Below are 12,402 nucleotides of genomic sequence, written 5' to 3'. Positions count from 1 at the left end.
ATCTGTAATGAAGGAAATTCCATGAGCCGTAACGTCGTGGTGATAGGCACCCAGTGGGGTGACGAAGGCAAGGGCAAGATCGTCGATTGGCTGATGGACCATGCCGAGGGCGTGGTGCGTTTCCAGGGTGGCCATAATGCGGGCCATACGCTGGTTATCGGTGGCAAGAAGACGGTGCTGCGCCTGATTCCCTCGGGCATCATGCATGCTAGCAAGGCCTGCTTTATCGGCAATGGCGTGGTGATCTCGCCCGAGGCACTGCTCAAGGAAATCGACGAGCTGAAGGCTGCGGGCGTGGATGTGGAAAGCCGCCTGACCATCTCGGAAGCTTGCCCCTTGATCCTGCCTTACCATATTGCGCTGGATCAGGCGCGCGAAGCGGCCAAGGGCGACAAGAAGATAGGCACCACCGGCCGTGGTATCGGCCCGGCCTATGAGGACAAGGTGGCGCGCCGTGCCATCCGTATCCAGGACCTGTTCTTCCCGGACCGCCTTGCCGCCAAGCTAGGCGAGAACCTGGCCTATTACAACTTCCTGTTGAAGGAATACTTCAAGGTGGAGCAGGTCGACTTCCAGAAGACGCTGGAAGATACCTTGCGCCTGGCAGAGCGTATCAAGCCCATGGTGGGCGATGTATCGCGCACCCTGCATGACCTGAACAAGGCCGGCAAGCCGCTGTTGTTCGAGGGTGCGCAGGGCACCTTGCTGGATATCGACCACGGCACCTACCCCTATGTGACATCCAGCAACTGCTCGGCCGGTGCGGCAGCACCTGGTGCGGGTGTGGCGCCGCAGATGCTGCAGTATGTGCTGGGCATCGTGAAGGCCTATACCACTCGCGTCGGTTCTGGTCCTTTCCCCACCGAGCTGTTTGATGAAGTAGGTGAGGGCCTGGCCAAGCGTGGCAATGAGTTCGGTTCGGTGACGGGTCGCCCGCGCCGTTGCGGTTGGTTTGATGCGGCTGCGCTCAAGCGTTCCATCCAGATCAATGGCGTCTCGGGCCTGTGTGTTACCAAGATGGACGTCATGGATGGCATAGACGTGATCAAGCTGTGTACTGGCTATCGCATCAATGGCGAGGTGGTAGACATTCTGCCGGTTGGTGCCGAAGAGCTGTCGGGCTGCTCGCCTATCTATGAAGAGCTGCCTGGCTGGAGCGAATCCACCTTCGGTGTGAAGCGCTATGAGGACTTGCCCTTGAATGCCCGTAACTACCTCAAGCGCATTGAGGAAGTGACGGGGGCGCCCATCGATATCATCTCTACCGGCCCAGACCGCGAAGAGACCATCGTGCAACGGCACCCGTTCACGCACTAAGTGACAGACGCCCGGTTCTACCGGGCGTTTTCATTTCTGCACCTGTGCTGATACCCTGAAGGCCGGTGTCCCGGCCGCCAGGGTTGGGCCGGGCCGCTTTCCACGACTGATTATCGAGTAGGACGCATGACTGTTTTATCTGTGAACATCAACAAGATTGCCGTACTGCGTAATTCGCGCGGTGGCGACATGCCTAGCGTGATGCAGGCAGCAGAGGCCTGCTTGGCGGCAGGGTGTGGTGGCATTACTGTGCATCCCCGACCGGACTTGCGGCATATCCGGCCGGCGGATGTCCGTGCGCTGGGCGGATTGCTGGCAGGTAGGCAGGCGGAGTTCAATATTGAGGGGAATCCCTTCGCTGATGCCCGAGGTGATTACCCGGGGCTGTTGAGCCTGTGCGCCGAGACCAGGCCAGCGCAGGCTACGCTGGTGCCGGATGGTGACGGGCAGATCACCTCGGACCATGGCTTTGACCTGAAGCGCGATGGCGCACGCCTCAGGCCCCTGGTGCGGGAGCTCAAGGCCATGGGCTGCCGGGTTAGCCTGTTTATGGATGCTGATTCTGATGATATCGAGCGGGTGGCAGAGCTGGGTGCGGACCGCATAGAAATCTACACAGGCCCGTTTGCCGAGGCCTTTGCGCTGGGTGACTGGCAGCAGGCGCTGGAAGACTGCGCCAAGGCCGCTGGCAGGGCGCAGGCGGTGGGTCTGGGGGTGAATGCGGGGCACGACCTCAATCAGGTCAATCTAGGGCCTTTCCTGCGCGCCATACCGCAGGTGGACGAGGTTTCCATTGGCCATGCGCTGATTGGTGAGGCCTTGTACGACGGATTGGTGCCTACCGTGCGCAATTATCTGGCCGTGATCGCGGCTGCCAGGAGCTGAACGCTTGCCCAGGGCTGTCGGCTTGTCGCTATCGATGCATGGGGGCCGTCCGGTGTTGGCGGGCCCATGGTGTGATGGTATGGCGTGCGAGGCTAGGGCTGAAAACAACAAAGCCGACGCTTGCGCATCGGCTTTGTTGAGTATTGGTGCCCAAGAGAAGACTCGAACTTCCACGGTGTTGCCACCGCTAGGACCTGAACCTAGTGCGTCTACCAATTCCGCCACCTGGGCTTCGAGCATCGCTGCGTTTGCAGTAATGCGTCGAGAGGTCGGCATTGTAGCCGTAAGAGAAAATCTGTCAACCCCATCTTTGCAAAAAGTGGCTGGGCCGAGGTCGCGCCCTGGTCGTGCTGTAGCTGGGATTGCGGGGAGATGTGTGACTGCTGGGCAGCGTGCCCAGAAAATCAACCTTGAAGTCAAGGCAAATGCGGAAAACAATAAAGCCGACGCTTGCGCATCGGCTTTATTGAGTGTTGGTGCCCAAGAGAAGACTCGAACTTCCACGGTGTTGCCACCGCTAGGACCTGAACCTAGTGCGTCTACCAATTCCGCCACCTGGGCTTTGAACATCGCTGCGTTTGCAGCAGCGCGTCCAGAGAGATGCGCATTATAGAGAGACAATTTCCTGTGTCAACGATGAAAACAAAGAAAACTGAAAAAACCGCCAAACTCCCCCGTGCCGTGCTTAAGCTGAGGCTGGCGGATCCTTTTTACAAACAAGAGGTTGAGCGCTACGAGCACCCATTGCCCAGTCGCGCCTACTTGCTGCAGATTCTGACCGAAAAAGGGGCGCCTATGTTCCCCGAGGAGCTGGTGGCGCTGTTTTCCATCCAGCCCTATGAGGCAGATTTCTTCAGCCGGCGCATCAATGCGATGGTGCGCGAGGGCGAGGTGATGATCAACCGCAAGGGAGCCATCTGCATCGCCGACAAGCTGGATCTGATCAAGGGTCGGGTGCATGGCCATGCTGATGGCTTTGGTTTTGTGGTGCCCGACGATGGCAGTCCTGACCTGTTTATCGGTCCCAAGGAGATGCATAAGGTATTGCATCGCGATCGGGTAATGGTGCGCGAAATCGGCGTGGATCGCCGTGGCCGGCGGGAAGGCAAGATTGTCGAGGTGCTGGAGCACGTCAATACCCGCTTGGTGGGACGCTTGTTTGCCGAGCGTGGCGTGCGCTTCATCCGTCCAGAAGAAAAGCGTATTGCCCAGGAAATACTGGTGAGCCCCGAGGGCGGGCTGGACGCGGAGCCAGGCCAGGTGGTGTCGGTAGAGCTGCTGACGCAACCCAGCAAGTATGGCCAGGCCATAGGCCGTATAGTCGAAGTCCTGGGCAACTATGCTGACCCTGGCATGGAGATCGAGATCGCCTTGCGCAAGCACGACCTGCCACATGTTTTCTCGGCTGAGGCTGAGGCGCAGGCTGGCAAGACGCCGCAGGAAGTCAGGAAAAAGGACTGGAAGACACCGGAAGGGCTGAAACGCGAGGATCTGCGTGATATGCCGCTGGTGACCATAGATGGCGAGACGGCGCGTGATTTTGATGATGCCGTGTATGCCGAGCGCAGTGGCAAGGGTTGGCGGCTGGTGGTGGCGATCGCTGACGTCAGCCACTATGTACGACCCAAGGATGCGCTGGACCAGACAGGCTACGAGCGTGGCAATTCGGTGTACTTCCCCCGCCGTGTCATACCCATGCTGCCGGAAGCGCTGTCCAACGGTATCTGCTCGCTTAACCCTGCGGTAGAGCGCTGTTGCATGGTTTGCGATATGCAGGTCGATGCCAAGGGAGAGGTCAGGCAGTACCGTTTCTACCCGGCCGTGATGCTGTCCAAGGCCCGCTATACCTACAACGAGGTATGGGAGATTTTGCAGGATCCCAAAGGTCCGGCGGCCAAGAAGCGCAAGGGACTGGTGGCTGATCTGCAAACCTTGTATGACCTGTTCCATGTCCTGCTCAAGGCCAGGGGCAAGCGCGGTGCCATCGATTTCGATACGCTCGAGACCCAGATGGTATTCAACGAGGCGGGCAAGATAGATCGTATCGTGCCGGTGACCCGCAACGATGCGCACCGCCTGATCGAGGAATGCATGCTGGCGGCCAATGTCTGCGCGGCTGACTTCCTGGGCAGCCATGACCATACCGCCTTGTATCGCATCCACGAGGGGCCGACTGAGCGCAAGCTGGAGAATCTGCGGCGCTTCCTCAACGAGCGCGGCCTTAGCCTGGGCGGGGGGGATGAACCTCACGCCAAGGACTATGCCGGCCTGATGGCGCAGGTCAAGGAGCGGCCGGATGCGGGCCTGTTGCAGACCATGCTGTTGCGCTCCATGCAGCAGGCAGTCTACAGCCCAGAACGGGCGGGGCATTTTGGCCTGGCTTATGAGGCCTATACCCACTTTACCTCGCCGATACGGCGCTATCCTGATTTGCTGGTGCATCGTTCCATCAAGGCTGTGTTGTGTGGGACGGCCTACAAGCCGGGCAAATGGGAGGAGATAGGGGCGCACTGCTCGCAGACCGAACGGCGCGCTGATGAGGCGACCCGCGATGTGCAGAGCTGGCTCAAGTGCTACTACATGCTGGATCGCATTGGTGAGGTATTTGAGGGTGTGGTGTCGGCCGTCACCAGCTTTGGTTTGTTTGTGACCCTGGACGGCCTGTTTGTCGAGGGTCTGCTGCATATTTCGGAACTGGGTACGGATTACTTCCAGTACAACGAAGCCAGCCATACCCTGCGCGGGGAGCGTAGCGGCAAGACTTATGGCTTGACGGACAGGATCACCATCAAGGTGGCGCGGGTAGACCTGGAGACCAGCAAGATAGACTTCGTGCTGATCGAGCAACGTCCGGAACAGCAGCCTGCGCAGGCTGAGGCCGGCAAGCGCCATCCTCGCCTTAAGGCTGGACCGGCTCCGGCCGCATCGGTGGCCGAGGTGAAAACCGAGGAAGCCAAGCCAGCCAAGCGGGCTCGCAAGCCAGCAGCATCGCCGGCGGTGGAGGTCAAACCGGTAGCAAAGCCGGCGAAACGCAAGGCGGGGGCGGAGGTTGCCCAGCCACCTATCGTCGCGAACCCGGCTAAGCCGGCCAGAAAAAAGGCTGTCCAGGCCAAGCCTGCTCCGACAGCGGTTGAAAAGACACCGCCAGCGGCACCCGTGCCGGCAAAGGGGCGCAAGGCCAAGACGGTGTCGGTTCAGGCACCTGCCCCCATGCCGAAGCGGCCTGCCCAGGTAGCCGCCTTGTTCCTGCCCAAGCCCGGCCAAACTTTGCCGGAAACGCCGCCAGCGCCGGCTAAACGCCCGCGTAAGCCGGCGGCCAAGGCCTCGGAGGGGGGCGCGCCTACCGCTAAGGTGGTGGACAAGCCCGCTGGAAAGCCCGCTGGCAAGTCTGCCGGCAAGCCAGCTGGCGAGGCCAAGGCCGCTGCAAAACCTGGCAAGGCGGCCGTTGCGGCTAAACCCAAGTCTAGCGCCAAGGCCACGCCTGCCACCAGGGCCAAAGCGGCGGCCAGCGCACCGCTTGTGAGCAAGACCCGCAGCAAGCCGAAAAGCTGAGGACGCTGCATGCAGCCGCTAGCGTGGGACAGCTTGAAGCAATATGAGTGGCTGCCGGTGCCGGTCTGGGTCTATGACCTGGCACGGCAGCGCATACGCTGGGCCAACGCGGCTGCGGAAAGCTTGTGGCTGGCGGATAGCCAGGCCGAGCTGCTGTCGCGCGATCTGTCCGACCTGTCGGCGGCGGCGGAGACCCGTCTGCACGCCCTGCAGCAGGCCGTTGCCAGCAAGGGTATGGGGCAGGCCAACTGGACGCTCTATCCGCGCGGCCAGCCCACCCAGGTTGCGCTGACGGCGGTGGCCGTCATCCTGCCGGAGGGCGGTGAGGGGCTGTGTTTCCAGGCGCAGCGCAGTGGGCCGAATGTCATTGATCCGGCGGCTTTGCGCGGCGTGGAGGCGGTGCTGCATTTTTCGCTGGCCGTGGTGATGTTTGACATGCGGGGGCGGGTGCTGATGCAGAACCCGGCGGCATTGCGCGCCTTCTCTCAATTGGCGCTGACCGATGAGGGGGGCTTCTTCAGCCTGTTGCCCAGCCGGGGGGAGGCAGAGCGCATCTGGCAGGCCGCGGTAGCGTACGGTGTGGACCAGGGCGAGCGGCAGTTCAGCGCCCGGCCCAAGCCGCGTTGGTATGCCTATAGCCTGCATCGTGTGCTGGACCCAGTGGACGGCGGCATGGCCATGCTGCTGACGGCCCAGGATGTATCGGAACGGATGCAGTCAGAGCAGAAGTTTCGGGTGTTGTTTGAACAGTCTGCCAATCCCATGGCGCTGTACGACCCCAAGAGTGGTCGGGTGGTGGACTGCAACCGGGCGGCATCCCAGGCCCTGCGGCTAGCCAGCCGCAAGCAGTTCATCGATACCGACCCAGCCCGGTTCTACCCCCCTAGGCAGCCTGATGGCGGTGATTCGCGCCAGTTGGCGGTCGATTATGCCGAGCGGGCGCTCAAGCTGGGTTGGCATCGCTACGAGTGGCAGTTTCTTCGCTCGGACGGCAGCGAGTTGCTGGTGGAAATTACCGTGTCGCCGGTGACGGTTGGCGAGCGGCAATTGCTGCTGGCGGTCTGGTATGACCTGTCCTTCCGCAAGCTGATCGAACGCCGCATGCTGGAAGCCAAGGAGGAGGCTGAGGCGGCCAACCGGGCCAAAAGCCAGTTCCTGGCCAATATGAGCCATGAAATACGCACGCCACTCAATGCCATCGTCGGCATGACAGGCATGTTGCTGGCAGGGGAGGTGACCGAAACCCAGCGGCAGCGCCTGGAGATAGTGCGATTCTCGTCCGAGGGCCTGGTGGCGCTGGTGGGCGACATACTGGATTTCTCGCGCATTGAGGCGGGCAAGCTCAGCCTTGAGGCGAGGGTGTTCGATTTGCGCGCCCTGGCCGCGCGCACCAGTGAGCTATTGCGTTTTACCGCCGAACAGAAGGGTTTGAGCCTGGCGATGAGCATGGGGGTAACCGTGCCGCGCTGGGTGGATGCGGATGAAGGACGATTGCGCCAGGTGTTGGTGAACCTGCTGGGCAATGCCATCAAGTTTACTGAGCGGGGCAGGGTAAGCCTGCATCTGGAGGCGCTCGAGATAAATGCAGATTCGGCCGTGGTGCGGATATCGGTAAGTGATACCGGCATTGGTATTGCGGCCGATAAACTGGACAGCATCTTTGAGGCCTTTTCTCAGGCGGATGACAGCATTACCCGGCGCTACGGTGGTAGCGGCTTGGGGCTGACCATATCGCGCAGGCTGATACTGGCCATGGGTGGGGAGCTGCAGGTGCAAAGTGTGCCTGGGCAGGGTAGCGAGTTCAGTTTCTGCCTGCCCTTGCGACTGGGCGATGCGCCGGAACCGGAGGTCGTTGCAGCACCCTTGCCTGCTGCGACGCCCTTGCGCATCCTGCTGGCCGAGGATAACGCCATGAACCAGCAACTGGCCTGTGCCTTGCTGGAGCAGGATGGTCACCAGGTGACGGTAGCCCACCATGGTGGCGAGGCCTTGGACCAGTTCATGAGCCAGCCCTTCGATCTGATCCTGATGGATATGCAGATGCCCGAGATGGATGGGTTGGCTGCCACGCGCGCCATCCGGGCGTTGGAGGATGAGGGGCATCTACCCATAGTTGCCATGACGGCCAATGCCATGCCGGAGGACAGGGAACGTTGCCTGGCAGCCGGCATGGATGATTTTCTGACCAAGCCGATATCGGTGGGCAAGCTGCGCCAGGTACTGGCGCAGATCAGGCCGGAAAGCCGTGAGCCGGTGCTGTTGCCAGCGGAGCAGGCGGTGCCAGCCAGGGTGCCTGATGCCGTTTTCGACCCCCAGGCGGCGCTGGAGACCTGTGGTGGCAATGCCGGCCTGGTGCGTGAGTTGACGGGCTTGTTCAGCGCAGAGTGGCCGTCCCGCAGAATGGCCTTGCAAGTGGCTTGGGAGGCAGGTGACCTGCCGGCTGTAGCCAAACTGGCGCATACCCTCAAGGGCAGCTTTGGTGCGTTGGCGTCCAGCGAAGGGGTGGCGGCGGCGCAGGCGTTGGAGCAGGCCGCCAAGCAGGGCGGGGCGGATACCGCCGCGTATGTACGCCTGCTGACTGCCGGGGAGGCGTGTCTGGTAAGAATGGCGGAATGGGTGGCGGCCTGACCGCTACCCAGGGTACTAGCCCATGCCGCGCAGCAACTGATCCAGCTTGGTGCGGTACTCGTTGCTGACATCAGTCAGCTTGAGGCCGGTACGGAATTCGCCCATGGAGCCCACCAGCGAGGAGTAGATGGGTTTGCCTTCCACTTCAACGTAGGACACGCTGATATGCATGGCATCCGGTATCTGCAGGATGACACGGTAGGTGATATGGGGGAACAACTGCTCGGTACAGAACAGGGATATCCCTTTCTGTGCCACTTCTGTGGCATGGCTTTGTATGATGCGGTCGGGCTGGTTGAGGGGAATGACGGCGGCTTTCCAGCGTACCAGTCGTCTACCCGAGGTGCGTTGATCAAACATGCCATGCCCTTGTCGTGAGTCTATCGATTGATTCTAAGCGATGCTGAGGTGGGGTTTCCAGCCATGCTATGCTGCTTGGGGCTGGACATGGCGAATTTCGCGCAGACGGAAGGAATCATGCCGGCCGCTTAGTGTCTTTCCTGGAGAAACCCCACATGTACTTTGTTGATCGATCGATCGCTGTCATCAAGCCCAAGAAGCCCTTTCTGGACTGGCTCAACGGCCTGCCCGAAAACGAAGTTACGCTCAGCCTCGACGATATACGCAGTGATTGCACGGTATTGATGATACCGGAGGTCAATGAGCAGGAAGATGGCATCGCCTATATCGATGATATGGCGGACAAGGTGTTCGAGATGGAACTGGCGTCTTGGGCGCAGGACAGCAAGCTGTGGCCCAAGAGCCGCAACCTGAAGGTGTTCTGGGACTGGTTCGAGGTAGAGATACACACCGTGTTGATGGACAGCGTGGATGAGGATATCCACAACAGCCCTACTGCCGACCACGGCCTGCATTGATTCAGGCGGAATTCAGGCCAGCAATGCGAGACTGGCCGTGATGTCTGGTTACGCATGACCGGACAGCCCTACCCGAGAGAGGAAAAGCATGAACAAGTTAGCCCGTATCGTTACCCTGGCCCTGTTGACCGGCAGTGTGTTTGCCGCTGAGATGGTGCCACAGTACAACCTAGTCAGCCTGCAGGCTGAGGCACGCCGTGCTGTGACCAATGATCTGGCCAGTGCGAGCCTGTATGTGGAGTACAACGACGCCAACGCAGGCGCGCTGTCCGACAAGCTCAATCGTTCGGCTGCCGAGGCGCTCAAGACAGCCAAGGCGTACCCCAGCGTAAAAGCCGCCGCCAATGGCAACAGTGTCTATCCCATCTACAGCAGCAAGAACAGGCTGGATGGCTGGCGTGGCCGTGCCGAGATCAGGCTGGAGTCGACCGATTTCAAGGCCATAGGTGAATTGGTGGGCAAGCTGCAGGCCAATATGCAACTGGGTGGTATCCAGTTTACGGTGGCGCCGGTGACGCGTGAGCGGGTGGAGACCGAATTGATGGATGAGGCCATCCAGGCATTCCGCAGCCGCGCCGAAGTGGTGAAGAAGAGCGTGGGTGGCAAGAGCTACAAGCTGGTCAACCTCAACCTGAATACCAGCAGCTCCTATCCCCAGCCCATGTACAAGGCCGGCGCCATGCGTACCATGGCCGTCGCCGATGTGGCACCGCCGCCCATGGAAGGCGGCGATAGCGAGGTGGTGGTAGGCGTGTCCGGTAGCGTGGAAGTTCAGTAAGTCTGCGCCAACCGCAAACAAGGCGAGGGAGCAGCATGGGCTGCTCCCTTGTCGCATAGACCGCATGAAAACCAATCCACCGCTACAACTGGTACTGCAGCCATCGCGCTTGGCGCCACGGGCGCTGCTGCTGTTGCATCTGCTGGCCTTGCCCATGCCCTGGCTGGCTGCCATGGCATGGCCGTGGCAGTTGCTGGCAACTTTGACGGTGTTGTTGTCTGGCGCGGGGTGGTATCGCCGTGGGCGGCAGTTGCAACTTGTAGGCATGCGCTTGCTGGCCGATGGCAGTTGGAGCTTGCGCAGCAATGGGGCCGAGGTAGAGGCTACGCTGCTGCCAGGGGCACACGCCCACGCCTTCTTGCTGGTCTTACCCTTTAGGCAGGCAGATGGCCGAATGCTGCGGGTGGTGCTTTGGCCTGATAGCAGTGATGCCCACGCACTACGCCGTTTGCGGGCGTGGCTGCGTTGGGGGGCTTAGCGCCACTGACTATAGCCTTCTGGCGTTGTTGCGTGCTTGGCATATCCACGTCCCGCTCGCAGCGAGATAGCATTTGCGCTGCAGCGCCGGAGGCCGTTGAATAGGTAACCCGGCGCGCCCGGTCAGCGCCCTGGCAGGATGGTGGGGACGGCCTGCGGCAAGGTTGCGGGATAGTCTCTGCTGTAATGCAGGCCACGGCTCTCGTGCCGCACTTGGGCGGAACGGACTATCAGGTCGGCGGTGTCGACCAGATTGCGCAGCTCTATCAGGTCGTTGCTGACCCTGAAGTGGCGGTAGAACTCGTCGATCTCGCGCTTGAGCAAGGCGATGCGGTGGGCGGCACGTTCCAGTCGTTTGTCAGTCCGTACTATGCCCACGTAGTCCCACATAAAGCGCCGCAACTCGTCCCAGTTGTGCGCGATCACCACTTCCTCATCGGCATCGCTGACCTGGCTTTCATCCCAGGCCGGGACGGCCAGTTGTGGGGCGGGTTCTGCTGCGGCGATATGCTCGGCAGCTTCACGCCCCAGTACCAGTGCCTCCAGCAGGGAGTTGCTGGCCAGGCGATTGGCGCCATGCAGGCCGGTGCAGGCGGTTTCACCGATGGCATACAGGTGGGCTACATCGGTGCGCCCAGCCAGATCGGTTACCAGGCCGCCACAGGTATAGTGGGCTGCCGGCACCACGGGTATGGGTTGCTTGGTGATGTCTATGCCCAACTCCAGGCAGCGCTGGTAGATGGTGGGGAAGTGCTCCTTCACGAACTCCGGTGGCTGGTGGCTGATATCCAGATAGACGCAATCCAGGCCATATTTCTTCATTTCGAAGTCGATGGCCCGGGCGGTGATGTCGCGCGGCGCCAGTTCGTGGCGTTCATCGTGGGCAGGCATGAAGCGGCTGCCATCAGGCAGTTTGAGCAAGCCACCTTCGCCGCGTACCGCCTCGGAAATAAGGAAGCTCATGGCGTGGGGGTGGTATAGGCAGGTGGGATGGAACTGGATGAATTCCATATTGGCCACCCGGCAGCCTGCCCGCCAGCCCATGGCAATGCCGTCGCCAGTGGCCGTATCCGGGTTGGTGGTATAGAGGTAGACCTTGCCGGCGCCGCCTGTGGCCAGCACGGTGTGCTTGGCCTGCAAGGTAACGACACGGTCGGCTTGCTTGTCGAATACATATGCGCCCAGGCAACCCGCCGCTTCCCGCCCCAGCTTCTTGCCGGTAATCAGGTCCAGGCCGATATGCTGCTCCAGCAGGGTAATGTTGGGGTGCTGCCTGACCTTGTCGGCCAGGGTGGCGATCACGGCGGCGCCGGTGGCATCTGCGGCATGGATGATGCGGCGATGCGAGTGCCCGCCCTCACGGGTAAGGTGAAAGCCGGTTTCGTGGGCCGCGTCTGGTGTAAAGGGAACGCCTAGCTCGATCAGCCACTCTATGGCACTGCGGGCATGTTCCAGGATGAAACGGGTGGCGGCCTCGTCGCACAGGCCTGCTCCTGCGACCAGTGTGTCATCCACATGTTCGTCTATGCTGTCGGTCTCATCGAGTACGGCGGCGATACCACCTTGAGCCCATTGGCTGGCGCCATCGGTCAGGCTGCGCTTGGTTACCATGGCGATCTTGTGGGTATCGGCCAATTGCAGGGCCAGGGTCATGCCGGCCAGGCCACTGCCCAGTATCAGTACATCATATTCTTGCATGGTCAGGCTTCAGAGGAGTTAACCGCCACTATACCAAAGCGTTGCTCCCTGCTGGCGGCGACAAAACCATGGCATTTGCGCGGTCTTTGCCATTCTGGCGAAAATTGTCGGAACTTTTCTATGACGCCTTGTGTCACTGCTAGGTGCCCGCGAGGGAGGAGAGCGGAAAGGCCCACTCAAGATGGATAC

At 60.9% G+C, this 12,402-nt stretch carries 9 protein-coding genes and 2 tRNA genes; 7 read left to right on the top strand and 4 right to left on the bottom strand.

Features of this window, described 5'->3' with window-relative positions; translation table 11 throughout:
- Positions 1 to 21 precede the first annotated feature (21 nt).
- A complete protein-coding gene (locus V7714_RS06400) occupies positions 22 to 1,317 on the top strand; it encodes an adenylosuccinate synthase (RefSeq protein ID WP_335708977.1) in 1,296 nt (431 codons plus the stop codon).
- Between the two features lie 126 nt (positions 1,318 to 1,443).
- Entirely contained in the window at positions 1,444 to 2,202 is a 759-nt protein-coding gene (locus tag V7714_RS06395) for a pyridoxine 5'-phosphate synthase (RefSeq protein ID WP_335708976.1), read from the top strand.
- 144 nt (positions 2,203 to 2,346) lie between these two features.
- Here the strand turns inward: V7714_RS06395 and V7714_RS06390 are convergent.
- A tRNA-Leu gene (locus V7714_RS06390) sits at positions 2,347 to 2,433 on the bottom strand.
- 243 nt (positions 2,434 to 2,676) lie between these two features.
- Positions 2,677 to 2,763: transfer RNA gene (locus tag V7714_RS06385), tRNA-Leu, on the bottom strand.
- 75 nt (positions 2,764 to 2,838) lie between these two features.
- Here V7714_RS06385 and rnr point away from each other — a divergent pair.
- Positions 2,839 to 5,754, top strand: coding sequence for a ribonuclease R (gene rnr / locus V7714_RS06380; RefSeq protein WP_335708975.1), 2,916 nt, complete (start codon positions 2,839 to 2,841; stop codon positions 5,752 to 5,754).
- Positions 5,755 to 5,763: 9 nt separating this feature from the next.
- Positions 5,764 to 8,382, top strand: coding sequence for an ATP-binding protein (locus V7714_RS06375; RefSeq protein ID WP_335708974.1), 2,619 nt, complete (start codon positions 5,764 to 5,766; stop codon positions 8,380 to 8,382).
- A gap of 15 nt (positions 8,383 to 8,397) precedes the next feature.
- Here the strand turns inward: V7714_RS06375 and V7714_RS06370 are convergent, their stop codons facing one another.
- Positions 8,398 to 8,742 carry a hypothetical protein gene (locus V7714_RS06370; RefSeq protein ID WP_284197540.1) on the bottom strand — a complete coding sequence of 115 codons (345 nt, stop codon included), beginning with the start codon at positions 8,740 to 8,742 and terminating at the stop codon, positions 8,398 to 8,400.
- 155 nt (positions 8,743 to 8,897) lie between these two features.
- Here V7714_RS06370 and V7714_RS06365 point away from each other — a divergent pair, with 155 nt between their 5' ends.
- From V7714_RS06365 to V7714_RS06355, 3 genes are all read left to right on the top strand, one after another.
- Positions 8,898 to 9,260, top strand: coding sequence for a hypothetical protein (locus tag V7714_RS06365; RefSeq protein WP_335708973.1), 363 nt, complete (start codon positions 8,898 to 8,900; stop codon positions 9,258 to 9,260).
- An 88-nt stretch (positions 9,261 to 9,348) separates the two neighbouring features.
- On the top strand, positions 9,349 to 10,038 hold the full coding sequence (locus tag V7714_RS06360; protein ID WP_335708972.1) for an SIMPL domain-containing protein: 690 nt from the start codon (positions 9,349 to 9,351) through the stop codon (positions 10,036 to 10,038).
- A 64-nt stretch (positions 10,039 to 10,102) separates the two neighbouring features.
- The gene (locus tag V7714_RS06355) at positions 10,103 to 10,516 is read left to right on the top strand and encodes a protein YgfX (RefSeq protein ID WP_335708971.1); all 414 of its coding nucleotides are present in this window, start codon (positions 10,103 to 10,105) and stop codon (positions 10,514 to 10,516) included.
- 122 nt (positions 10,517 to 10,638) lie between these two features.
- On the opposite strand, the gene nadB is transcribed toward V7714_RS06355, so the two are convergent.
- Complete coding sequence (nadB, locus tag V7714_RS06350; protein WP_335708970.1) at positions 10,639 to 12,213, bottom strand: L-aspartate oxidase; 1,575 nt, start codon at positions 12,211 to 12,213, stop codon at positions 10,639 to 10,641.
- Between the last annotated feature and the right edge of the window lie 189 nt (positions 12,214 to 12,402).

The sequence above is a fragment of the Chitinimonas sp. JJ19 genome (assembly GCF_036961565.1).
Taxonomy (GTDB): Bacteria; Pseudomonadota; Gammaproteobacteria; order Burkholderiales; family Chitinimonadaceae; genus Chitinimonas.
Note: the sequence above shows the minus strand (reverse complement) of the source record. Positions and strands in the feature narration are given on the sequence as shown.